19 protein-coding genes are annotated in these 24,153 nt (G+C 59.3%); 5 read left to right on the plus strand and 14 right to left on the minus strand.

What is annotated here, in order from left to right; translation table 11 throughout:
• Nucleotides 1–7: 7 nt before the first annotated feature.
• The 7 genes from ACZ5WW_RS09295 to ACZ5WW_RS09325 all read right to left on the minus strand — a co-directional run bounded on the left by ACZ5WW_RS09295 (nucleotide 8) and on the right by ACZ5WW_RS09325 (nucleotide 4,389).
• The gene (locus ACZ5WW_RS09295) at nucleotides 8–613 is read right to left on the minus strand and encodes an N-acetylmuramoyl-L-alanine amidase family protein (protein WP_464694238.1); all 606 of its coding nucleotides are present in this window, start codon (nucleotides 611–613) and stop codon (nucleotides 8–10) included.
• 5 nt (nucleotides 614–618) lie between these two features.
• The gene (locus tag ACZ5WW_RS09300; protein WP_377164871.1) at nucleotides 619–1,101 is read right to left on the minus strand and encodes a LysM peptidoglycan-binding domain-containing protein; all 483 of its coding nucleotides are present in this window, start codon (nucleotides 1,099–1,101) and stop codon (nucleotides 619–621) included.
• Nucleotides 1,102–1,140: 39 nt separating this feature from the next.
• On the minus strand, nucleotides 1,141–1,548 hold the full coding sequence (locus ACZ5WW_RS09305) for a hypothetical protein (RefSeq protein ID WP_377164869.1): 408 nt from the start codon (nucleotides 1,546–1,548) through the stop codon (nucleotides 1,141–1,143).
• A 122-nt stretch (nucleotides 1,549–1,670) separates the two neighbouring features.
• Nucleotides 1,671–1,982, minus strand: a complete 312-nt coding sequence (locus ACZ5WW_RS09310) for a hypothetical protein (RefSeq protein WP_464694239.1) — start codon at nucleotides 1,980–1,982, stop codon at nucleotides 1,671–1,673.
• Nucleotides 1,983–2,243: 261 nt separating this feature from the next.
• Entirely contained in the window at nucleotides 2,244–2,978 is a 735-nt protein-coding gene (locus ACZ5WW_RS09315; protein ID WP_377164865.1) for a TlyA family RNA methyltransferase, read from the minus strand.
• Between the two features lie 11 nt (nucleotides 2,979–2,989).
• A complete protein-coding gene (locus ACZ5WW_RS09320; protein ID WP_377164863.1) occupies nucleotides 2,990–3,559 on the minus strand; it encodes a hypothetical protein in 570 nt (189 codons plus the stop codon).
• Between the two features lie 47 nt (nucleotides 3,560–3,606).
• Nucleotides 3,607–4,389 carry a hypothetical protein gene (locus tag ACZ5WW_RS09325; protein WP_377164861.1) on the minus strand — a complete coding sequence of 261 codons (783 nt, stop codon included), beginning with the start codon at nucleotides 4,387–4,389 and terminating at the stop codon, nucleotides 3,607–3,609.
• 425 nt (nucleotides 4,390–4,814) lie between these two features.
• Here ACZ5WW_RS09325 and ACZ5WW_RS09330 point away from each other — a divergent pair, with 425 nt between their 5' ends.
• The 3 genes from ACZ5WW_RS09330 (at nucleotide 4,815) to ACZ5WW_RS09340 (ending at nucleotide 7,176) form a co-directional block, all read left to right on the plus strand.
• Nucleotides 4,815–5,060 (plus strand): hypothetical protein, encoded by a 246-nt coding sequence (locus ACZ5WW_RS09330; RefSeq protein ID WP_377164859.1) that lies wholly within the window; start codon nucleotides 4,815–4,817, stop codon nucleotides 5,058–5,060.
• Nucleotides 5,061–5,164: 104 nt separating this feature from the next.
• Entirely contained in the window at nucleotides 5,165–6,409 is a 1,245-nt protein-coding gene (locus ACZ5WW_RS09335) for a hypothetical protein (protein WP_377164857.1), read from the plus strand.
• Entirely contained in the window at nucleotides 6,406–7,176 is a 771-nt protein-coding gene (locus ACZ5WW_RS09340) for a carbon-nitrogen family hydrolase (RefSeq protein WP_377164855.1), read from the plus strand. Before ACZ5WW_RS09335 ends, ACZ5WW_RS09340 begins: the two co-directional genes overlap by 4 nt.
• On the opposite strand, the gene gmk is transcribed toward ACZ5WW_RS09340, so the two are convergent.
• Nucleotides 7,177–7,779: a guanylate kinase gene (gmk, locus tag ACZ5WW_RS09345; protein ID WP_377164853.1), complete on the minus strand. Its 603-nt coding sequence runs from the start codon at nucleotides 7,777–7,779 to the stop codon at nucleotides 7,177–7,179.
• Nucleotides 7,780–7,869: 90 nt separating this feature from the next.
• Between gmk and ACZ5WW_RS09350 the strand changes: the two genes are divergently transcribed.
• On the plus strand, nucleotides 7,870–9,219 hold the full coding sequence (locus ACZ5WW_RS09350) for a Gfo/Idh/MocA family oxidoreductase (protein ID WP_377164851.1): 1,350 nt from the start codon (nucleotides 7,870–7,872) through the stop codon (nucleotides 9,217–9,219).
• A gap of 48 nt (nucleotides 9,220–9,267) precedes the next feature.
• Here ACZ5WW_RS09350 and ACZ5WW_RS09355 read toward each other — a convergent pair whose 3' ends face one another.
• The gene (locus ACZ5WW_RS09355) at nucleotides 9,268–10,542 is read right to left on the minus strand and encodes an efflux RND transporter periplasmic adaptor subunit (protein WP_377164849.1); all 1,275 of its coding nucleotides are present in this window, start codon (nucleotides 10,540–10,542) and stop codon (nucleotides 9,268–9,270) included.
• Nucleotides 10,543–10,680: 138 nt separating this feature from the next.
• Here ACZ5WW_RS09355 and ACZ5WW_RS09360 point away from each other — a divergent pair, with 138 nt between their 5' ends.
• Nucleotides 10,681–11,484, plus strand: coding sequence for an alpha/beta fold hydrolase (locus ACZ5WW_RS09360; RefSeq protein ID WP_377164847.1), 804 nt, complete (start codon nucleotides 10,681–10,683; stop codon nucleotides 11,482–11,484).
• 74 nt (nucleotides 11,485–11,558) lie between these two features.
• Here ACZ5WW_RS09360 and ACZ5WW_RS09365 read toward each other — a convergent pair whose 3' ends face one another.
• From ACZ5WW_RS09365 to ACZ5WW_RS09385, 5 genes are all read right to left on the minus strand, one after another.
• Nucleotides 11,559–14,675 (minus strand): PAS domain S-box protein, encoded by a 3,117-nt coding sequence (locus tag ACZ5WW_RS09365; RefSeq protein ID WP_377164845.1) that lies wholly within the window; start codon nucleotides 14,673–14,675, stop codon nucleotides 11,559–11,561.
• Between the two features lie 59 nt (nucleotides 14,676–14,734).
• Complete coding sequence (locus ACZ5WW_RS09370; protein ID WP_377164843.1) at nucleotides 14,735–15,601, minus strand: alpha/beta hydrolase; 867 nt, start codon at nucleotides 15,599–15,601, stop codon at nucleotides 14,735–14,737.
• Nucleotides 15,602–15,623: 22 nt separating this feature from the next.
• A complete protein-coding gene (locus tag ACZ5WW_RS09375; protein ID WP_464694240.1) occupies nucleotides 15,624–16,832 on the minus strand; it encodes a hypothetical protein in 1,209 nt (402 codons plus the stop codon).
• A gap of 114 nt (nucleotides 16,833–16,946) precedes the next feature.
• Nucleotides 16,947–22,913, minus strand: coding sequence for an alpha-2-macroglobulin family protein (locus ACZ5WW_RS09380; protein ID WP_377164839.1), 5,967 nt, complete (start codon nucleotides 22,911–22,913; stop codon nucleotides 16,947–16,949).
• 92 nt (nucleotides 22,914–23,005) lie between these two features.
• On the minus strand, nucleotides 23,006–24,148 hold the full coding sequence (locus ACZ5WW_RS09385; RefSeq protein WP_377164837.1) for a 1-deoxy-D-xylulose-5-phosphate reductoisomerase: 1,143 nt from the start codon (nucleotides 24,146–24,148) through the stop codon (nucleotides 23,006–23,008).
• Between the last annotated feature and the right edge of the window lie 5 nt (nucleotides 24,149–24,153).

A 24,153-nucleotide genomic window follows, 5' to 3' on the forward strand; every position in this document is an offset into this window, starting at 1 on the left:
AGCATTCCTACTTCCTAACGGCCAAAAGTCCGCGGACAATTGCGTCTGCCAGTTTCTGACGGTGGGCAGGATCTGCACACCGCAAAGCCTCGCGCTTGTTGCTTATGTACCCGCATTCTACGAGGACTGCAGGCATCCTGGTGGCACGCAGCACCTTGTAATTACCATGAAAAATGCCGCGTGCGCCGCCGGGGACCCGGCTTTTGAGCGAACGACTGATGGCCGATGCAAGCAATCTGCCGTGCGAGCTGCGGTAGTAGACCTCCCCCCCGGAGATGATGGTTTTCCGGCTGCCATTGAAATGGATGCTGACAAAAATTGAGGCGGGAACACAGTTGGCAGTGCGCGCCCTTTGATCAAGCTCCACAAAAGTGTCGGAGCGGCGTGTCATGATGGTTTTCAGCCCCTTGGCTTTCAGAGCTGCTTCGACTCGTTTCGCGACATCAAGGCAGAGCTTTTTTTCGACCAATCCATTCCAGGCGGAGCCGCCGTCCTTGCCGCCATGCCCGGCGTCTATGACCACCGTGGAGAAGCGAACTGTTTCCACAGCACCCGCCCCGCCCACGATCAGAGCCAGGCAGCAAGCCAGGATGCGTGGGGAGACCAGATGCACGGACTCTAGGGGATTTTGAGCGTTCTTCCTGCACGGATCATGTCTGACGACAGCCCGTTGGCCGCTTTGAGTTTCGCCACAGTGGTGCCGTTTCTACGGGCGATTGAGCCCAGGTTGTCACCGCTTTTGATTGTGTATGAGCCACCTTTGCGGGAGGTGCTTTTGCTGCCTGATTTAGACTTCGCAGAGGTCTTTTTCTTTGAGGAGCTACGGGAGGAGGAACCTCCATGGGAGGAACGCCACGAGGAATAGTCCATGCCTGCCCCCTGGCCGCCTTCCGCCGCCCAGTCCGTCTTGTAATCCCCGTTGTCAGCAAAAGGATAATCTGCGTGCCCCATGGCATGAGGCGGAGTGCTTGGCGAGCCATGCAGATTGATGACCGGCAGGTCCTTGGGAAGCCCTTTGATGTGGGAGGAATTTTCACACGCCGCCAGCACAAGCAGCGGCAGGGCCAGGCAGGCTCTCAGCAAGGGTGTCTGATGATTCATTCGGGAAGATGCTTCAGTTTCACCGGGTTGGGGCATGAATCAATTCGCCGCATGAAAACGACTGATGCGCTGCTTGACCCGCTGGACGCCATTTTTGTCCTTCGCCATCACGATGGTGCGCTCGTGATAATAGCCGGCCCCGCTGGTGGGAAGGCTGTAACGCCATCTGGCCTCATCCGCCGCAAGATCAACCCCTTCCATGGGGTTTCTGATCGTGTTGTAAACCGCTCTGCCATCCATGCCGGGGCGAACCATTCTAAACTGCCGTTCCGAAAAACCTATGGAATAGCGGGTGCCCGTGGAGCCGACGTGGAAGACAGCGTTGATTGAGTCAGGAATGGAGTATCCGTAGTTAACTGTGCAAAACACCACCATCAAAGCCGGAATAATGATGATGACCGCAGGTGTGAAAAAGTACCAGTTCTTTTTGATGAACGCAGAATTCATGAAGATGCATGCTGGTGGAAAGGATGGCCGCAGGCAAGGTAAAAGAAACAGCAATTCAAGGTCGCGGCATGCCCAGCGTGCCGTGGGAAATCCGGGGTGCGCGCGCCTGCTGCGGCAGCCTGCTAGAGACGCTGATCTCCCGGTGGGGATGTGGTGACCGAGGTCGTGTACAGCAGCTGCCCGTCCTGCAGCTTGAGAAACTTGGCGGCCCCTTGGATGTCTTCGTCACTCAGGCCTGGCACCACAAAGATCCGCCCGCGCATCGCTCCGCGCACAGACATGCCGCCACGGACAATGGCACGCACCGTTTCGATCACACTGTCTCCCTGCACAAAATTCAGCTCGGCAGCCTGCGCCATCATGCAAGTCGAGCAAAGCTCCTGCGCATTGCGGCGATCGCGGGCAGCGTAGGCAGCATCATTCTGACCGATCATAGGAATAACCATCCCAACCATCACGCCTAAGATGGCGGTAAACAGCAAGACCTCAAAAAGGCTGAACGCAGAAAGGGCTCGGCGTTTTGTGGCTGTATGCACGTGATTTTTCATGGCCGTTTGCATTTACAATGGTAAATTGTGATAATTATTGCATCGATGCAACCATAAATTATCAAATTTATGCAAAATGGTCAAATTGGAGTCTCGAAATTGATAATAAGAGTTCAAAACCACTCACTTTCAGTTTCTTCTCTCGGTTCATCGCTTGCCGAACCAGGCAAGAAACTCACGGTTTCCATCCGTGCCTTGAATGGAGGACTCTGTCAGCCCCCGCCATTCCAGTTCTGGACGCGAGCGCACGAAGTCTTCAATTCGGGCACAAGCCTTGGCATGCAGTTCCGGTTCACGCACGATTCCCCCTTTGCCTACCTCCTCACGTGAAAGCTCAAACTGAGGCTTGATCAAAACCAGTGCCTGCCCACCAGAGCGCAGGGCCTGGAGCACAGCTGGCAGGACGAGTGTCAGCGAAATGAAGGAGAGATCGGCCACCAGAATGTCCACTTCCTGGCCTATATCCTCCTGGCGCATATGGCGGAGGTTAAACTGCTCACGGGAAATCACTCTTGGGTCACTGCGCAGTTTCCAGGCGAGCTGATTGGTACCAACATCAAACGCGAAAATTTTCACCGCCCCCCGTTGCAGGAGGCAATCTGTGAATCCACCGGTGGATGCCCCCACGTCCAGCGCGGTCATTCCGGTCACATCTATGCCAAAATGGACCAGTGCACCTTCGAGCTTGAGGCCGCCCCTGCTGACAAATCTGGGCCGCTCACGGACGACGATCTGCTGCAGATCGCTCACAAGCCAGCCCGGCTGGGTGATGCGCCTGCCGAGCACACTGACCTCTCCCGCCATGATGAGCCGTTTGGCCTGCTCACGGGAAGGCACGATGCCGAGCTTCAGCAAGGCGAGGTCAAGACGTTCGCGAGGCATCAGAACGAACGTTATTTCTTGATAGGAAGTATCAGTTCGTCTCCGGCTTCGATGCGGACCCCCGGAAGAGTGACCGTGCCGTCGATGTCCACCACGGCTTCCGCCGCTTCAATGGTTTCGCCTACAATCACACGACCGACCAAGCCGTTGCCGCGCCGCACGTCAAATTTCATCCCGCTGGTCAGCTGTTTGTTCTTTCCAGCATTGATCACAGCAAAGCCCTGCTCGTTGTGAACTTCTATGACCTTGGCGTACGTCGCCGCCCCCAAAAGTTGCTTTTGCAGGTCAGTCAAAGGAGCAGCAGCCGGAGCCGACGAAGGATAGGCGGCAGGCGTGCCCGGCATGAGGTCACTGCCAGCCAAAGGCGGCAAAGAGGCCCGGGGGACCTCCGGCGGCGGCGGCAGATTGGCCACCACTTCAGGCTTTGCAGGCATGGCCATCTCATGGGCAGCCTGCTGCTTGCGCACGAGTTCGAGCTCTTTGCGGGCACCTTTGGCCTCCTCCTGTGCCTCCCATGCAAGGTAACCAGTGATGGCGAGCAGAATGATCGTTAGAGCTAGGGCATAGTGTGAAAGACGCATGCCGCATGCTAGACGCAAGCGCAGCGCGGATCAACCCCGTCTCAACTTCAGCGCAGCAGTCCCAGCAGCTCACGCATACGCAGTTCGATATTGAGCAGGCTGGCCTGCACGCCGGCCAGCCATTCCATGTCGGCCCCCTGCGGGTGCTGCTGCACGAGCTTGTCCGTGGCATTCAAGGCCGCTGCAAACAGGGGCAGGCTCTGTTCGAGATCGACCACCAAAAACTGCCACTGATCCTTCTCTGCCTGGGCGAACTGACGCAGCACATGGATCAGATGCGCCGCCAGATCCGCCACGGTGGAAAGCAGCCGGAGTACTGCGGGCCGGGTGCGCACCTCCTCATTGAAAACCAACAGGCTCTGAAAGCGCCGCAGTTCCTTGGCCAGGGCCGCAGAGCGCGCCACAGGGTTCAGGTCGGAGCTGCCCGGTGCTTTGGCTGGCACGGAGCGTGGCGGCTCGGGAGCGGGATCACGTTTGACGGTGCCGAATGGATCCCCCCCCGGCTTGGCAGGCTGAAAAGGATCGTCAAAACCGGGACTGTGCAGGGCATCCGCCGATTTCGCGTTGCGACTGGTTCCTAGCAGAAAATGCTTCCTGCGGGCACGGTTCTGCCGAAGCAGCGCAGCTTCTTCCTCATTTGTCAGCTGCCAGCGTGGGGAAGAAACCCGCAATTGCAGATGCCAGGACTGAATCAGGATGCGCTGGTGATCCTGGTTGAACCATTCAAAAAACAGCAGGTTTTTCAGTCCTGGAGGCTCTGGCAAAGTGCACACCGCACCTGACTGCGATTTCCGGCGCGGAAGTTTCACCACACGGGAGGAAGCTGTCATCAGCCCACTGTAGCCATGCTGCATGGCCGAGATGGCCTCCACATGGTCTTCGTTGGCGTTTGGCAGAGGATTATGGAAATCCACCCTGCAACCGGCGATGTCGCGCAAAAAATTACCCACCAACTCCACTCGTACGGGCTGATTTTGACCTGCGAGATGCAACACACCTGTAACCAAGCCGGGCACTTCATTGGAAAGGTACCCACCGAGGATTGATGATTCGAGGCAAATAATCATTAACTGTCATACAAACTAGAGGCCTCGGAGGTACGCCGCAAGCGGACATGGCTCTTATAAAGCAAAAATTACCCCTCTGCTGACCCGCCTCACTTATTGTGGAACTGTGGCAAGATTGCTGCTTGTTCCACAACTCATGTGATGATACTGCCCTCATCCCCCGAAACCCATACACCCACAAAAAACCCATGAAAGACCTCGTTTATCTCAGTCGCGCCTTCGTTGAATTTGGCCCTTTTGCCAAAAAGGAAATCCTCGATTTCCAAAAGCGCGGCCTGCTCTCTGAAACTGACTACCTCCGTGACGAAGGCAGTGAAAACTGGGTTCACTACCAGGAGTGGCTGACCGTCGTCCCCATGCCTGCGCCCAAGCTGGTCAAGAAAGCTCCGGCCGCCAAGACAGCGGCGCCCAAGAAATCCAAGAAGGCCGCCTGAAAAGGCAGGAGGCTCCCGGCCTCGTTTTTTCAGTGCCTTTTGAGTGTGCTGCGCGCCCAGCCTCCGCGCTGGACGCGCACCGTCGTTCATGCGAATTAGCAGGCGTGAACGAAGCAGCTGCCACCACCGCCAAGACCTTGCGCAACGAATTGTGGCGCTCGATCCCTTCGGGCGTCATCGACACGCTGACCGCCACCTTCGGCATGCTCATCGCTGTGCGGGTGTTTCACATGGGAGATGTGGCGAAGTCCGTCTTTCTGAGCGCCACCAGCGGCGGCATGGTGGCCAGCCTGTTCGTCGTTCCTCTGCTCCTACGGGCCCAAAGCACCGTCGCACGCACTGCGGCAAAGGTGCAGCTCCTGGGAGGGCTGTGCATGGCGGTGTCAGCCGCATTTCCGAGCAGTCCGCTTCTCTACATTGGAGGGCTTAGCCTGGGGCTGTTCTGCTTCACCATGCAGATCCCGCTGATGACGCAGATTTATCGCATCAACTACCCTGCTGAAAAGCGTGGCAAACTGTATGCCATCACAGGTGTTACGCGGGCGGCGGCGGCCGTGTGCTTTGGCTTTGCCGGGGGCAAACTGCTGGGCTGGAACATCGGAAATTATGTCTGGCTGCTGTGGGCCTTTGCAGCTAGCGGCATCGTCTCAGGCTTCTGGACCTACGGGCTGCCGGTCATCGCGTGGGAGGCACCTGCAAATTCCAGCACCAGCCTCTGGAACTCCATGCGCTGGGTGCGCGAAGATCGTGATTTCCGCACGCTGCTCATTTCTTGGATGATGATGGGCATCGGCAATCTGGCTGCGGCATGTCTCTTTGTCGAATACCTGGCCAATCCCAGCCACGGCATCAACCTGAGCGAATTCAACGTAGCCTGGATCACCGGTGTGGTTCCCGTGCTCGCGCGTGTGGTGTTCTCCTACCCATGGGGGCTGGTGTATGACCGCTTTCATCTGTTCACCGTGCGTGCGGTGCTCAATGTCTTTTTCGCCGCCGGAATCCTGTGTTTCTTCCTTGGCCACAGCCTCTTCTGGTGGACTTTTGGCATGGCCTTGTGGGGCATGGCCAATGCGGGTGGCAACGTCACCTGGGCGCTCTGGGTCACCAAACTCGCAGACAAACATGCCGTGGCGGAATACATGAGCGTGCACACCTTCCTGACCGGTGTGCGCGGCCTGGTGGCGCCTTCCCTGGCATTTGCCATGATCAAGGTCATGTCGTTCGACACCTTCGCCATCGTCTGCGGCGTCACCATCCTCTCCGCCAGCGGATTCATCGGGGTCCGTGCCCGCAGCAATTCTGAATCTACAGACCGTCTCCGCCCGGGAGCCCGCAAAGAACGCCTATGAATGTACATCTTGTCCAAATCAGTCCCGTCTGGGAGGATCGTGCAGCCAATCACGCCAGAGCTCGCAAGCTGATCTCCGACGCCAGCCCTCAGCCCGGCTCGCTCATCATCCTGCCAGAGACTTTCGCCACCGGCTTCAGCATGAATCTCGCCATCACCGCAGAGCCTGAGCATGGTCCCACGGAGCAGTTCATGCGCGAATTGGCGGCTGAATATCAAAGCTGCGTCTTGGGTGGAGTGGTGACATCTGCCAGCGATGACCGCGGTATGAACCAGGCGCTCGCCATCGCTCCAGACGGGACTCTGCTCGCACGCTACACGAAAAACTACCCCTTCAGCCTGGGGGGCGAGGACAAAGCGCACGTTGCAGGCACTGGCGTCTCCCATTTTGAATGGCAGGGGCTGCGAATCGCACCGCTGATCTGCTACGACCTGCGCTTTCCAGAACTCGCCCGCAGCGCCGTCCGGGCAGGGGCAGAGGTGCTCATCTTCATCGCTGCATGGCCTGTCAAACGTGTCCAGCACTGGATCACGCTGCTGCAGGCCCGGGCCATCGAGAACCTCGCCTATGTCATCGGGGTCAACCGCTGTGGTTCAGACCCCGAGTTCACGTACCCTGGCCGCAGCCTCGTGGTGGACCCGCATGGCCTCGTCATCGCAGACGCCGCAGAGCAGGAGCGCACCCTGAACACCCGGATCGACCCCGCAGTCCTTCATGAGTGGCGTGCTCATTTCCCTGCCCTCCGCGACGCGGGCATCCGGGGATGATTACCACAGGCTCGTCCGCATCCGTCCGGCTTCGAGAATGGCATCAAAACGACGTGCATCATCCTCACGCGTACCACTGACGAGCACATAGCCATACTTCCTCCAGTGCTCCATCTCTGCAGCCGCGTTTTGCATGCGCAGCTCAAAGGCGGCGGCATCCTCCGTCGCACGACCAGAGAGCCGATGGCGCAGTTCCTCCAGGCTGGGCGGCATCACGAAAATTTCCAGCAGGCAGCGCTTTACCAGTTCGTCCTCGCATGAGCGCACCTGCATGGCCCCCTGCACGTCGATGTCCATGATGACGTCCACCCCGCGTCTGAGATTCACGTAAACGTAGCTTTTCAACGTGCCGTAAAGGCGGCCATGGACGCGAGCATATTCAAAGAGCTCACCGCGCTCCACCCGGGCAAGAAAGTCTTCCTCAGTCAGGAAAAAATAGTCTTTCCCGTCCACCTCTCCGGGCCGTGGCGCCCGGGTGGTGCAGGAGACGGAGAAGACCGCCTCACCACGATCACATACCTTCCGTGCCAGTGTCGTCTTGCCGGTGCCCGAAGGCCCGGAAACGATGATCAACTGGCCCAGACGCTGTTTTGAAAAATCCATCCTGCCGAATACCCACGCTAACACCGAGTGCAAGAGACTTGGCAAACCGGCTGTTTTGTTACACCCTTGCAACGCATTTAAAAATCAACCATGCAAACCGCATCTTCACGCCGCCAGTTCGTCAAAGTCGCCGCCGCCTCAGTGGCAGCTCCCTTCATCCTCCCTTCACACGTCTGGAGCGCTGAGACCGCGCCCAGCGAGCGTCTCACGCTGGGCTTCATCGGCATGGGCAAGATGAACAGCGGCCACCTCGGCAGCTTTCTGGGCCGCAAGGAAGTCCAGATCGTGGCGGTGTGCGATGTGGACACCACCCGTCGTGAAAACGCCAAGAAGACCGTCGAAGAGCGCTATGCCAAGGACAAGGACGCAGGCTTCAAAGGCTGCGAGGCCTATGCAGATTTCCGCAAGCTTCTGGAGCGCAAGGACATCGACGCCGTTGTCATCGCCACTCCTGACCACTGGCATGCCTTCATCGCCATCGCCGCACTGAACGCCGGCAAGGACGTTTATTGCGAAAAGCCGCTCACTCACAACATCCATGAAGCGCTCACGCTGATCGATGCAGTGCGCAGCAACAAGCGCATTCTCCAGACAGGCTCCCAGCAGCGTTCCAGCAAGGAGTTCCGCGTGGCCTGCGAGCTGGTCCGCAACGGCATCATTGGCAAGATCGACCATGTTGAAACCGCCTTTGGTGCTCCTGCCAAGCCCAATGCCAATCCTGAAGAACCCATGGAGCCCGGCCTCGACTGGGACATGTGGTGCGGCCCGGCGCCGCTGGTGCCTTACAGCAGCGTTCTCAGCCCGCGCGGTGTTCACAACCACTTCCCAGCCTGGCGCATGACCCGCGAATTCGGCGGCGGCATGATCACCGACTGGGGCGCGCATCACATCGACATCGCCCAGTGGGGGCTCGGTGAGGACGAACATGGCCCGGTCGAAATCATCGCTCCGGCAAACTATGCCGACGCCAACGACGGCGCCAAGCTGATCTACGCCAGCGGCATCCCTCTGCTTCACAACGGCAAAGGCCGGGGAGTCTCCTTCTATGGTGCAAACGGCGAGGTGCACGTGAACCGCGGCAAGTTTGAGCTGGTTCTCGGCGGCAAAACCATTCACAAATTCTGGGACAAGGAAGCGGACAAGGGAACCTCCCTGGATCGTGAAGTGATCCTCACCGAGCGTGAATACCTGGCAGATGCGAAGGTGAAGCTCTACACTTCGAAAAACCATCACGAAGACTGGCTCAACTCCATCAAGACACGTGAGAAGCCGATCTGCGATGTCGCCATCGGCGCAAGCACGGCGATCTCCTGCCACCTGATGAGCCAGGCGTATTACCACGGCGGCTCCATGAAGTGGAATCCTGAGAAGCACGAATACACCAGCGGAGGCGACGCCAAATGGCTGACCCGCGAGTACCGCGCTGGCTGGGAGGTTTAAATCTGCCTGATCTCTCACGAGGCGGCCTCCAAAAGGGGGCCGCCTTTTTTATTTTACCTCTGCGCGCTTCACCACACTCGTGCCATCACGTACGGTGTCTGGCGGGTGCATGAGCACTTCATCCCCCTTCTTGAGTCCGCCCAGCACCTGGGTGAGCTTTCCGTCCGTACGCCCTGCCTTGACCACCACGGCCCTGGCATGGCCTGCATCAAAGACAAACGTTTTCCACTCGCTGCCTTCACGGAACAACGCTCCGGCAGGCACCAGCAGAGTGTCATCGCTGTGCCATACGGCCACGCGCACTTCCACACGGTAACGATCTCCGAGTGCTTTCAAAGCAGGAGTCTGCTCCGTGAAATCGCTGAGCACCAGCACACGCTGCTCCTCCACCCCCAGGGCGGAGACTTTGGTGAAGGCCGCAGGCTCCACACGCCGGACCCGAGCCTTTGCCGGCTCATCGCCCCCCCATTGCTCCACTGTCACAAGAGCTCCGGGCTTGATCGTCACCGCATCGCGCGAGAGGATTTCCGCCTCAATCTCCAAATCCGTGGGATCGCCAATCTCCACAATGGGCATGCCAGGCGTGACAATGGTGGCGCTTTCCTGCTGCACCCGCAGAACGACACCGCTGACGGGAGCCTGGACTTCGATGAAAGCGCCACCGGCTCCAGGCTTGTCAATCTGCTCCAGGGCGGCGCGCGCCTGAGCCAGTTCAAAGTCGGCCACCTTGAGCGCAAACTCTGCCGAACGCACCTCGCGTATCTTCATCTCGGCCTCACGCTCAAAGGTGTCACGGTCAGTATCGCTGATGGTCCCTTTGTCCGTGTTGTTCTTGACCCGGTCCCAGTTTGCCTGCGCATACTTCAAGGAGGTCCGCGACATTTCGATGTCCTCATTTGCCCGGCTCCGGGTGGCCATGGCTGCGTCCACACGTGCCTGGGCCTGGGTGCGAGCCCGGGCATCCAGCAGCGGTGAGAGCGCCGGCTCGATCCGGGTGAGCACAGTCTCCCCAGCCTTGACGGCATCTCCCGGTTTCAAGGTCACGCGCTGCATGCTGCCCGCCACCGGAGCGGCAACGATGTGGCGGTTGCGGATGCGCGTCTTCCCCTCTTCAGACACATAAACGGTCAGGGCTCCCTGGTGCACCGTGCCGGTCTCGACTTCCACCGCGCGCGGCTGCAAAGCATACAAAACCGCCAGCACCAAAGCTCCTGCCAAGGACCAGAATATCAGCTTGCGCGACAAACTGCGGCGCGTGATCGGCGCTTTCGCTTCCCAGGGTGGAACGTTCGTTTTTGGAGTTTCGAGTGGGGCATCAGGCATGGCGTGCGCGCATTATGCGCGAAGATCGCCCGGCGGCAGGTGTTTTTTGCTTGTTGCTTTCAGCGATCTCTGTTCACAGTTTGCCGTTCGCCGCTTGAACTGCGAACAGCGAACCATCCAACCGACAACTCCTCTCTTATGCCCCACGTCGAAACCAACGGAATCAAGATGTTTTACCAAGAACGCGGCAGCGGTGAACCGCTCGTCTGCATCATGGGGGTCACCGCCCCGGGCGGTGTATGGGATGCGCATGCCCAGGCCTGGGAGAAGCACTTCCGCTGCATCCTCGGAGACAACCGTGGCGTGGGAGAGACTGACAAGCCAGCCGGCCCATACACCTCAGCCATGATGGCCGACGACTACGCCGGGCTCATGGACAAGCTCGGCATCAAGCAGGCCCGTGTCGTGGGCTGCTCCCTGGGCTCCGTCATCGCCCAGCAGCTCGCCCTGCGCCATCCTGAGAAGGTGAAAAGCATGATCCTCATGTGCACCTGGGCGAGGCAGGACCGCTTTGGCCTTTACACCTGGCAGCACCTCATCAAAGCCAAGGCCTGCATGCGTCCGGAGGACTTCATGCAGTGGATCCAGATGCTCATCTTCACCAAGCCCTGGTTCGACAACGACGACTGCTGGAACAACATGCAGCAGGGGCTCAAGGATGCCGCCGTCAACCCTGCGCCACAGCCGGTGCACGCCACTGAGGCGCAAAGCGCCGCCGCCATGACGCACAACACCCTCAACGAACTCAAAAACGTCAAGTGCCCCACGCTCGTCATCGGCGGCAAGGACGACACCTTCACCCCTCAATGGATGGGCAAGGAAGTCGCCGCAGCCATCCCCGGCGCCGATCTGCACCTCTATGACAACGCCGGACATGCCTTCCACTGGGAATGCCTCAGTGATTTCAATCCGCGCACGACGGAGTGGCTGCTGAAGCACTGATCCTCCCGCGCCTCTGAGCACATCACATGGCAGGCACGCAGCCAACAGGCAGCGTGCCTGTTTTGTTTACTCCTTCAGCTCTTCCGAGCCTTCTTGCCCATTTCCTTTTTGCCCGGATCACATTGAAAGCGGCAGGTCACGACCACTCCGCGCCGGGGTTTGGGTTTGATCGTCAGACGCGCACCGATGAGATTAGCGCGGTAGTCCATCACTCGGACCCCGATGCCGCCGCTTTCCTTGGCCTTGGATTTTTTCAACCCCGCACCGTCATCTTCGATCCGCAGCTCACATTCGGTGGGACTCACATGCTGGAGCACGATGCTGACCTTGGAGGGCTTGCCGTGGCGAAGGGCGTTGTTCACCGCCTCCTGTGCGATGCGGAAGAGATGCGTTTCCTTGTCATTGTTGCGAATGGCCATCTGGACGTCCACCTCACAGGTACAAGGAGTGCGGAAATTGGTGCGGACAGTCTCGGCCAGCAGCTGGAGTGCACCAACGAGCCCCCGGTTTTTCACGCTGGTGGGAGAGAGGCCGTGAGACATGCGGCGCACTTCGGAAATGGACTGACGCAGCAGCTCATGGATACGCTGCGCCTGCTGCCTGGCGTCCCCCTGTAGATCTGCCTCCAATGCCTCCAGCAATGAGACAATGCCGGTCATGGTCTGGCCCACGCCGTCATGCAAGTCGTGGCCGACACGAGCCTGCTCCTGCTCCACAACACGCAGCACTTCCTGCTGAAGACGGTTGCGCTCGGTCATGTCTGTGCCCGTGACCACGATGCGGTCCAGACTGCCGTCAGGTTTGCGGGTGGAGGTGCTGCGCAGCTCGACCGTGCGCCATTCGCCATCCTTTGTGCGGAGGCGGGAGTCCACCGGCAGATTGTCCTCCCCGCAGAGCAGGCGGGCAAAACGCTCTTTGGACCGCGCCGTCTCCTCGGCATCCATGAGCCCGATTTCCCAGGGGGTCTTTCCCATCACCATTTCTTCTTTGTAGCCCATGGTGGTGAAAAAGGAGCTGTTTGCATGAACAAAGCGCCCCTCGAGGTCGAGCACGACGATGAAAGCGGATGTGTGGCTGACCAGGGCCTGGTTATACGCCAGCTCGCGGCGGTAGTTCAGTTCCGCCTGTTTGCGCTCATTGATGTCTTCCACCACGGTGACATGCCGCAGGGGGGGCTCTCCGGGCTGCCACAAAGGAGAAACTGTGAGATTCACCCAAGACAGGGAGCCATCAGGCAGAACATTGCGCTTCTCCAGATTATAGCTGCGCAGGCGGCCGGCCTTCAGGTCGTTCATGCTGGTGATCGACTTGGCAAGGTCTTCCTTGCAGGTCACATCCTGAAAAGTCAGCTGCATCATCTCATCACGCGTCCTGCGGTTAATCTCGCAAATGCGCTGATTCACACTGAGAAAGCGTCCGGTGACTGTGTCCATCACAGCCACGCCTACCGCAGCCTGCTCAAACACCGCCCGAAACCGCTGCTCGCTGTCCAGCAGCGCCTGCTCGGCCTGCTTGCGGTCTGAGATGTCTGAAATGGTGCCCGTCATGCGCACGGCCTCCCCCTGCTCGTTCCAGTCGGCCTCACCACGGGTGAGAAACCATCGATACTCACCGTTTTTCATGCACAGGCGGAGCTCGACCTGATAGGGCACCCGCTGCTCGAAGTGTGCTTTTCTCGCGGCTTGGACCCTGGGCCAATCCTCCGGGTGCAGCCGGGACATGAACGACTCCTGGTCCTTGCCCAGGTGATCGGCCTCTGTAAATCCAAGCATCTGCTTCCAGCGTGGGGAAAGATAGGTTTCACCGGTCACGATGTTCCACTCCCACAAGCCGTCCGTGGTGGCGCGCATGGCACGTGCATAGCGCTCCTCACTCACCAGCAGCGCCTGCTTTCGCTCCTCACGTTCAATGGTGAGCGCGGCAAGACGCGCGGCGGCCGTTATGGCCTGAATTTCCTGCGGGTCAGGCGTATGCACCTCACGGCGGTAGCACGCAAAGGCGCCCAGCACCTGCCCTGCACCGCTCACCACTGGCTCAGACCAGCATGCCAGCAATCTGGCTTTTTCCGCCAGCTTATGAAAAGACTCCAGACGTGAGTCAGCCAGCACATCCGGGCAGATCACGCGCTTGCCGCTGAAGGTGGCCACTCCGCAAATGCCGACATCAGGAGAGATGGGAGTCCCATCCAGCGCCTTTCTGACATATTCAGGCAGGCTGGGAGCCGCAAGCAAATGCAGCCGGGAACCCGTTTCATCTGCCAGCATGACACTGCAGCGCATGCCTGGATGGCCTGCCTCCGCGCTGCGCACGACGGCCTCCAGCACAGCGGCATAGGGAGCCCCCTCAACGATGAGCTGCAGATTGTGTGCCGCGCGCTCCTCGGCGGCTTTGCGCAGGGAGATATCCTCCAGCGTCCCCGTCATGCGCAGGGCGCGCTGCCGCTCATCGCGGCGGATGACCTTGCCGCGCCCCATGACCCACTTCCAAGAGCCGTCTTTGCACCGCATGCGGAACTCCCGGACAAAGTCGTCCGAATGTCCTGCCATATGCTCATTCACTGCCAGCTCCGTGCCGGGCAGGTCCTCGGGATGTACCAGCGGCTGCCAGCCAAGCTCCGAGCCTTCGATCCATTCGTCAGGACCGTAGCCGAGCATGATCTTGAACTGGCTCGAACGGAAAATCGTATTGCGCGAAACATCCCAGTCCCAGACCCCAAATCCGGAGCTTTCCAAAGCAAACTTCCAGCGCTGCTCCCCCTCCTGAAGGCGCTGCTCTGCCAGAACGCGCACAGTGATGTCTCTGCCCACCGACTGCATCTCTTTCAGCTGCCCGAGCTCATCGAAGAAAGCGCGGTTCACAAACTCCATCCAACGCACGCGCCCTTTGCCGTCATAAACACGATTCTCGATGACGACGACCGGAGTCTTGGGAGAAAGCAGCCTCAGGCGCTCCTCGATCAGCGGCAAGTCCTCGACCACCGCGTTAGGCTGCCAGCGCTGGCCGAGCAACTCCTCACGTTTCCTGTTAAAAAAACGGCAGTAAACTTCGTTCGCGTAGGTGATGGTTCCATCCGGAAGAAAGCGGCAGATGATTTCCGTCAGATCCTCCACCACCGTGCGGTAGGAATCTTGAGCCTGCAGTTCATTGACTGCAGCCGGAGGCGCTTGGGTGCGGGCGTTGCGTGTCTTCATGCAGGCGCAGCTTCACCATAGTCAGGTTCAAGGCACAAGCCACCACGCAGATGAGGGGGTCACGGAATGTATCCCATCGACTTCATCCACTCCGCCACGCGGTTGGGCCAGTCATTCACCGGCCCGCCGCTCTTGCGCATGCCAAAACCGTGTCCTCCTTTGGCGTAAATGTGCAGTTCACAAGGGATGCCGAGCTTCTTGTACTCAAGATAGAGCAGCGCGCTCGCGCTGGCCGGCCAAGGATCGTCATTTGCGTGAACGAAGCACATCGGCGGAGATTTGGCGGTGACTTCAAAACCAGGCAACAGGTGCGAGATGTCCTCCTTGCTGACGAGGTAGGCCGGGTAAACCGGAATGGCGAAGTTTGGAGTCGCGTCCTCGACATCCAGCGCAGGGTCGGTGGTGTAGGTGCGTGCATTTGCATGCAGCGCCGTCATCACCGTCAGATGGCCCCCGGCGGAAAAACCGAGAACGCCGATGCGGTCCGCCTTGAGGCCCCACTCTGCTGCGTGGTGCCGAATGATGCCCATGGCACGCTGCGCGTCCTGCAGGGCCTCGCGCCCCGGATCTTTGGGGTCGCGCTTTGGTACGCGATATTTGAGCAGGATGCCGGTCACACCGTGCTGATTGAGAAACTCACAGACCTGGGAGCCTTCATGCTCATAGGCGAGAATGCCGTAGCCACCTCCGGGACACACCATGACGGCGGTGCCGTTTGGTTTTTCCGGTTTGAAGACGGTGATCATAGGGTCCGTCACGTTGGTGATGCGCAGCACATCATCTGCCGACTTCTTCGGGATCTCTTTCTCAGCCTCAATCTTCACGCCGGGCTGCTCCGGCGCACCACCTGGCCAGAGTTTCACAACGATGGGGTCAGCGGCGCAGAGTGACGTCGAGACAAACAGAAGGGCTGGAAGAAGCTTCATGGTGCCGCTAATGGAGCGGAAATCACTGCGCAACGCAAGGCAGCATCATCGCATCACGCATGCCATGGAGGATTTTTTTGTCGGCCGGGCAAACCGTGGCCAGTACCCCGCCGAGTGCCGGATCGTCATCCTCCTCCGAAACGGCAAAATAGTAGGGGCACAGCCTCACCCGGCTTTGCATCGCGCGCGTGGATTGGCTTGGCTCGTCCCATGCAGGATGGGCAACCACTCTGGCGCGGTGGAATTCCTGCAGCACAAAAGGATTGGTGGGGAAACTGGCCAGTGCTTCATCAATGGCGGAAGCCCACTGCTCCTGTGACAAATCGTGGCCGATGAACACACCGCGCGAACCCCAGCCGCGCTCGGAGAACCCACTGATTTTCAACACCAACTGCCGCAGTTTACCCCCGAAGGATTTCATTTCGTGCCAGCTCTGGATGTCGAGCTTTGGCCAGATGGCGAAGGGAGGCAGAGGCACTGGATCGACGACCCAGCCCATCGGGATGCATTGCTGCAGCAGCGCCAGATGCTCAGCACTGAGTGCTGACCGCCAGTAGTCCGCCAGCGTGGGAGACCAGAACAGAGCGAGCCAGAGTTTCTCTTCGAGAAAGGCTTTGATGGGTGGCGTAAAACTCAGCTCGCCGCGCTCCGCCATGCGCAGCATGACATCAACGTTCTCGACATTGGCGAGGTCAAAGAGTTCAAAGAAGCGGTATATGGACGCGCCGTTGAGCTCATAGGGCTGCACCTCCCAGGGGCGCAGCACACGGCGGCCGAGCTTTTCTGCAAGCCAGTTCATCTCCGGGAGGTAGTCGCCGGACTCACGCGAGATCAGGATGTCCTCGCTCGGAAACGCGGCAGCAAACGCTTCGACCATTCCCATGGCTCCGCCGATCACGTTTTGACCCAGCGCGGCATAGGTTTCATTCAGCCATGCGGTCAAACCGATGCCGCCGGGCAGTGAGTCCAGTTCGGAGATGGTCACACCGGTTTCTGTGAGCACCAGATCTGGGCGCAGAACGCGGGGCAGGTCTTCATGCCAGCGTGGATTGCGACCCAGATCGAGCACGCGCCGCGGTTTGCCCTGATCCAGGAGCTTTGCGACCCACGGGTACGACTCGTCAAAATACAGCCGATTGCATGCGCGCTGAAAACCACGCAGCGCAGGCCCCAAACCGCGAATCAAAGCCACCGTCCTGGCATCTAAAGCGAATGCCTCTGGCGAAAGCACCCATTCTTTTTCAGCAAAGAACCCCTGCTTCGGAAAGGAGGCGCGGATTTGGGAGATGGATTCAAACGCAGATTCAGGCATTGCGAACGATTACGACGGACAAATGCATCTGTCTCACTTCACTTCCGCCACCTTTGCGCCAGCAGAGGGGAGGGTGCGTACGCGCTGTGTCGGACTGAGTCCATATTTTTCGGGCTGATACATGGCTTCGATGCGTGCGGGAGGTGCCGTAGTATCCCCTTCGGCGATGACGCGGGCGAGATACTGGAGGCTGAACTTTCCTTTGGCAGGAGCGAAATCGGTGAAGAACAGGGCGCGGTCTGTGCGGATTTCGCGATGGTCGCAGAACCAGGCCTGGATGCCGTCGGGCAGTTGATCAGCTTCACGTTCGCTCTGGGTGCCGAACTCAGGATTGATGGCTTCAAAAACGGCAGGAAGCGCATCGTCGATGGCGAGGTAGCGGTCTCCACCGCCGATTTCGATCTTGAGGGTGACCACGACCATGTCACCGACACGAAGGTCCTCGGTGCCGGAGGTGGAGCCGTCCATGTTCAGCTCTTCATAGCTGCGCTCGATGGCGTAGCCCTTGTTTTCACCGGCGAAGGCGCGCTGAGGCGGGAAGCTGTGTGCTTCGACGCGTCCGTAGATCTCACGTCCAGTAGGAAGTTCGACGCTGAGCGGCTTGGCACTCAGGGCCTGATTAAGAGCAAAGTTCACATGGGTGCTGGAGAATCCGGCGTTGAGTTGCAGCGGCACAGACTGGGTGTCCCAGCGGCCCGTTGCAGCAAGCGGTTCACCTGCCTTTTTAAGGCTGCGCTCGTAGGCAGCCAGAGCAGTGAGTGTCCACGCATTGGTGAAGGTGTTGCCCCATTCGCCACGACCGTTGCGCGCCTGCAGGATCGCCACCGCAAGCTCCTCCGCCTCTTCGGTCAGTCCCAGATGCGTGTAGCAGATCAAGCGCAGTGCCTTGTTGGCACCGTTGCCAGCCCAGTGGCTCCAGGTGACCGGGCGAGTTGGCGGCACTGATTTAGCCTTCGCTTCGGATTTAGCCGCCTTGCTTTTGCCATCTGCCTTCGCAGGGGAAGCAGCACGTGCCGCAGGCTTCCAGCCGAGCGCATCCTTGATCTGCTGTTCAGGCGCGTTGCTCAGGCACATGGAGAGAGCCAGGTAAAGCCGTGCGATTTCAGGCAGACTCTCACGCCGGCCAAAAAGCAGGTTTTGATACGCAGGCTCCGGTTTGCCTGCCTTGGCAAGGGTATAGAGCGCCAGCGCTGAGTCTGTGATGTTGTAGAGGTCTTTTTCCTCATCCAGCCCGCGCAATTTTTTGGAAAGAAATTCGACCAGCTTGTTGATCGCGTCCGCAGGAACGTCCGCACCTTGCTCCCGTGCCCGGAGCAGCAGCATGCCACCGTAAGCGCTGCCCCAGAGGCTTGGCTCGGTGCCACCCGGCCAATAGGCCAGCCCGCCCTCATCTGTGGTCATTTGCAGCAGTTTGTCCACACCCGCCTGCACAGCCTGTTTTGCCTTGCCACCGCCTAGGAGATCGGGAAAGAGCGGTTCATATTTGCCGAGCGCAAGCCAGGGCATCGTGGCCGAAGTGGTCTGCTCCACACAGCCGTAAGGATAATGCAGCACGTAGCCGATGGCATCGCGTGCCTCAAACAGCCGGCTGTTGCTGATGCCGAGAGAAAGTGCGCCGTCACCCTCGAGCAAGGCGGGGTTTACATCCTTGATGAGGTTCTCATTGGGTTCATCGGCTTTGAGACGTGTGTAGCTGACATAGCGCAGCTCAGGCACAGGATGGTTCACTTCAAATGTCGACACAGTGCTGTCGCTCGCAGCAGCGGGCCAGTCCACGCCTCGTGCAGTCCACTTCCATGTCGCGGTGCCAAGCTGCACGAACTGCACCGGGAAGGCGGTGGCAGCAGTCTCGCCGGCTTTGATCTGCAGAATGACCTTCTGCTGCTTCGCATTTGCGGCGTTGACGGACTTCAGCGCAGCAGGAACGAAATCCCGCTTTTCCTGAATGAAATCCGCAGTGGAATCCAGCTCAAGGGTCACTTCCACGGCACCGGCATTTGGCGTGGTGTTGTGGACGATGGCTTTCACCAAAAATTCATCGCCCAGACGGGCAAACCGAGGCACCGCAGGATCGACCATCAGCGGCTTGTTGATCTTGAAGGCTGATTCGGCGCTGCCAAAGCGATCCACGCCATGAGCGGCCACGGCCATGATGCGATAGCGAGTGAGATTGTCCGGCGCTTTGACGCTGGCGGTCAGACCACCCTGGGCATCCGTGGTGCCCGAAGCGAGCCATAGAGGGGTAACGACGAAATTTTTTCGAATATTCGCATCCGGCCCGGCGCCTTCGCCATCCCCGCCGCCGACGACGAAGCCCTTGTTGCCCCGGTCTCTTGCGGCAGCTTCCTCAGACAGCAGGCTGTCGAAGGACGTGAAGCTGTCCACAGCCAGGGGAAACTCGGCGTGGAAAAAGGCGGAAGGATCAGGCGTCTCATGCTTCATGAGGCTGAGCACGCCTTCGTCCACGGCATAGAGCGTCACATCCGCACCGGCAACCGCAGCGCCTTTGGCATCCGTGACCTTTGCGGTGATTTTCACTTCCTCCGCAGGACGCACTTCATCCCGATCAGGCTTGACTGTGAGCTTCAGATCCTTTGCATCAGATTCCACAGTCAGCGCACAGTAGCCGACTCGATACTCGGGCATCTGGTGCTGTTTGGTGCTGGCCGCAGAACCACGGATGACAGTGACGGACACGTAAGCATTTGGAAAATCATCCTCACCCAGCGGCACGCGGATGATCGGATTTTCGAGCGTGAGCTCTGTGACAAACTGACGATGCAGCTTGTTGCGCTCAACGGTCACCAGCGCAGTGCCAGCGATGGGAGTCTTGACCACGATAACAGCGTCCTCTCCTGGCTTGAGAGTGTTTTTTTCCGGCTGGAGGTTCATGCGGTTTCCATCCTCCATCGCCCATGGAAACTGGCTGCCACCGACGGCGTAGAACGGCATGCGGGAGAGCACTTTGGTGCCCTTGGTGTCCACGGCCTCTGCGGTGACGAAATAGACGCCGCCTACTGCAGGCGTGAATGGGATGCTGGCAGAGGGCGCCGAACCGGCGGTCGGGGTTTTCAAATCGACACTCTGCTTCATTTCCTCACGCAGGATGACCTGGTCCTTGGTCGTCGATCCACCTCCGGCTGTGGCGATCTTGAGCGTGTGGTATTCCTGACGCTCGACTTTGAATTCGACACGCACATCACCTGCGGCGGGAGCTCCTCTGGAATCAATCGCCACCACTTCAAGCTGCAGCGGTTTGCCTGCGGTGCCGAAATACTCCGGGCCTTTGAGCCCCAGCAGGAAATTCGCGCCAGGCACTTCAAACTCAGTGCTGGAGCTGATGGTCTGCTCGTTGATGTCGGTGACTTCGGCATTCACCCGCACCCGCTGCGGCAGCGCCGCACGGTCTGGTGGCGGCTGCGGCATTTCGAGTGTGGCGGTGCCGTCTTCAGCCAGGAAGAGATTGCCGTTCACAAACCACTCGTTTTCCTCCTCATCATCGCCATGCCCTGAGTAGTCGCCATCGGCGTCACGATCCTGGGCATAATGAGACCATGAAGGCGCCTCTCCGAAATGATAGCGGCTGTAGGCGGCCGGAGCCTCGTAGTCGCGCTGCGAGTTCGCGCTCCATTGCACCTTGGCGACGGAGAGCGCCTTGCCCATGTAGTAGTTCGCGGTGAGAGGCAGGTGAATGCGGTCAGGCTGAAATTTGACGGCCTTCGTGTCCAGCTTCACCTCAAAGGTGTTAGGCTTGTAGTCGTCGATGCGGAAGCTCATGCCGCCACCGTCGTTGCTCTGGCTGTTGGCATTGGGAGACTTGAGGTTGATTGAAAGGTCATACCATCCGGCAGGCCCCGTTGGCAGCACCAGATCATCTGCCCAGGCACCGCTGGCGGTGAAAGTGACCGGCTTGTCAACTACGACGCGGTAACGAGGATCGCGGATTACCAGCCGCCCTTCGGCCGGTGCTTGATCAAGGCTCAGATCATCGCCAATGAGCAGACGGGTATGAGCTTTGAAGTGTGCGGTGTCTCCGGGCTTGTAGAGCGGGCGGTCGGAGAACACAAAGGTGCGCCGCTGAGGCTGCCAGACATTCTCATAGGCCTGCGAGATGTCGTAGGGAATGCGAATGCTGCTGCCGCTGCACTCAATGACGGCACAGTCTCCATTTTTTTCCGCCAGCACAAACGCAGGAGACGCCCCCGGCGCGGTGGCAATGCCACTGGCATCTGTGTCTCCGTAGCCGATGAGCTTCAAATCGTTGTCCACCAGCGTCAGACGCACACCGGACACTGGCTTGCCTGTTTCCAGCGATGTCACAAAGACCATCGTCTCACGGCCGTTGCTCTTCTGCATGATCCCGAGATCGGTAAACTGCACAAGGGTCTGGGTCATGACACCCTTTTGTTCGATGCCTGCGGCGGCTGTCCCCTCAAGCTCGATAAAAAGCGGCGCCGCAGGAAAGTCTCCCAGCACTTCACGCCAGTTCAGCTTTAGGATCTCGCTGTGGTCTAGCGGCTTGTTCACCGGGAAGCTGCGGTCAAACACCTGAGTGCCAGGGTAGGCGTCGATGGACTGCATCCTGTAGGCTGCCTTTTGTTTTTCGTTGCCGTAGTAGGCGGACTGGTAGGCACGGTATTGATCCAGCGCCTTGAGCAGTTCCGGCCCGTTGAGGCGCTTGGCTCGCACGCGCACCTGCTTCACGTTGGCAGCGCTGAACTCATAGTTTCCATCCCCCTTGGCAAGCTGGGCGTTGATGAAAGTGGGGGCGGCGAGATAGGGAGGATTGGGGATGAATGTGACCTCGTTTTTATAATTGGCCTGCAGGGGAAGGTTGTCCCCGGACGTCATGGCCATGTCCACAGTGACGGTGTACTTTTTGTTCACTTCAAACGGGCCGGTGAAGCGAAGCGTTTGCCCCAAAATTTCAGCCTTAAGCCCCGTGACGGGCCCTTCGTCCTTGTTGACCACGGACGCCAGCTTCTGCCCCAGAGAGGCGCGGCGGATGGTGACAAAGGGGGCGAGCTTTTGCGCAAAGGCCGCCACCATCTCCGGCGTCATTTCATCATTCGTCGGCGGCAGGAGGCGCTTGTTGAAATCGACATCAATGTAGTAGTCGCTGTCGAACGGTGTATGCGCCTCGACCTCACGCACCTCAAACGGTTTGATCTCACCGAGCTGGATGTCGTCACCCGTGGCGATTTGGTTGACTCCTGAGGTGTTGCTGAGCGTTTCAGCAATCGCCAGGCTCCACTTGCCTACCGAAAGCTGTGTTTCCGGCTCGACGATGATAGCGCTCAGGCGCGCCGCATCATCGCCTACCGAGGGCTTCACCTTGGATATTTCTTCCGCCCACGTTGCCTGGGGCTCGGCGCCCATACGGGTGAAGTCCTTGCCGGTGGCATGACGAACCTTGGCACCCACAGGCTGTGGTGAGGATTCAGACACGAACTTGATGTGCTTGACCACCTCTGCAGGCGTAACGCTGTCGTTGAACTCGAAGAGAAAACGCGGGCTGCGATTCTGAGCATCATCATCAAACCAGCGAGGATGCTGATCGATGATGCGGAAGCGTGCGCTTTCCACAGAGTCGAGCTTTTCAGCCGCAAGGGGTTTGCCGGCAAGATCTGTCAGACCCGCGCGCAGCTTGAACTCATAGCTGGCGGCAAATTTCGGAGCTTGCGTGAGGTGAAAATGCCCGCTGCGAGTGCTCGTCCACTCGAAAGTGCCGGTCAGTTCCGGAATCAGAACCAGCGGTGAAGTGGCTGCGCTTTTGCCGATTTGGTCTTTGGCCACCATGGCCGTGGGAAACACGACTTCGATGGTGGAGTCAGGAGCCAGCTCCTCCGGATTGATGGTGATGCTCGCGTGCAGTTCCTGAGAAGGCGGCGTTTTCGTATCTGCACGGCCTTTTGGCGGAGCCGCATGGCAGAGCTGAATGGCAGAAACAAATGCCAGCGTCATGGCTGGCAGCAGCGCGAGGCTGAAAGTAGTTTTCATGGCGAACAGTGGGTTCGCCGGAGATTAGCACGCCCCCCGCTGGGGCGAGGATATTTTTGGGAAGTTTTTGGAAGCCTGGGACTCCCGCTGACTCAGATCAGTTCGGCAGCTTTGCTCCGAGCCCAGGCATCTGCCTCAATGAGTGCATCAAGATTCGGATGCTCGACCGTCTGATGGGCTGTCATGACGCTCTCGACTGTCTGCCAGATGCCTGGAAATGAGATTTTACCGTTGATAAAGGCATCTACAGCAACCTCGTTGGCGGCGTTGAGGACGGCCGGGAGGGTGCCGCCAACGGTGCCGGCATGGCGGGCCAGATTGATGGCAGGAAAGTCGTCCACGCGGGGGGCTTCGAAAGACAAAGCGCCGACTTTGGCGAAATCGAGCGGCTTCAGATTGTTCGGCACGCGGTCAGGCCAGGTCACGGCATACTGGATGGGAAAGCACATGTCGCTGTGGCTGAGCTGCGCGATGACGCTGTTGTCAGCAAATTCGACCATGCTGTGCACGATGCTCTGGGGATGCACGACGACCTCGATCTTGTCCATGGGCACGTCAAAGAGCCACTTGGCCTCGATCATTTCCAGCCCCTTGTTGAAGAGGGTGGCGCTGTCGATGGTGATCTTGCGGCCCATGGTCCAGGTGGGATGCTTCAGGGCCTGGGCGACGGTGACAGCAGGAAGCTGATCCGCAGGCAGGGTGCGAAAGGGGCCGCCGCTGGCAGTGAGAAGAATGCGCTGTACACTGCTGTGCCGGTGGCCTTCAAGGCACTGAAAGATGGCGTTGTGCTCGCTGTCCACGGGCAGGATGTTCACGCCTTTGCGCTTGGCGGCCTCGGTGACGGCTTCGCCGGCCATGACGAGGATTTCCTTGCTGGCCACCGCCAGGTGCATGCCGCGCTCGATGGCGGCTAGCGCCGGAGCTAACCCGGCGGTGCCCACAATGGCGACGAGCACCATGTCGGCGTCGGATTCGTTCACGAGATCGACCAGTCCCTGCGCGCCTGTGTGCAGTACGACATCCGCAGGCAGCAGCGCACGGGCTTTTGCCGCAGCAGCGGCATCGGTCAGGGCCACCTGCCTGACACCGGTCTCGTGCACCTGCGCCACAAGCGACTCGACGCTGCTGTTCGCGGCCAGGCCGACGATCTGCATGCGCTCAGGGATGTCACATGCGACTTTGAGGGCGCTGGTGCCGATGGAGCCGGTGGAGCCGAGGAGGAGAACTTTGCGCATCACGA

Source organism: Prosthecobacter fluviatilis (genome assembly GCF_055388355.1).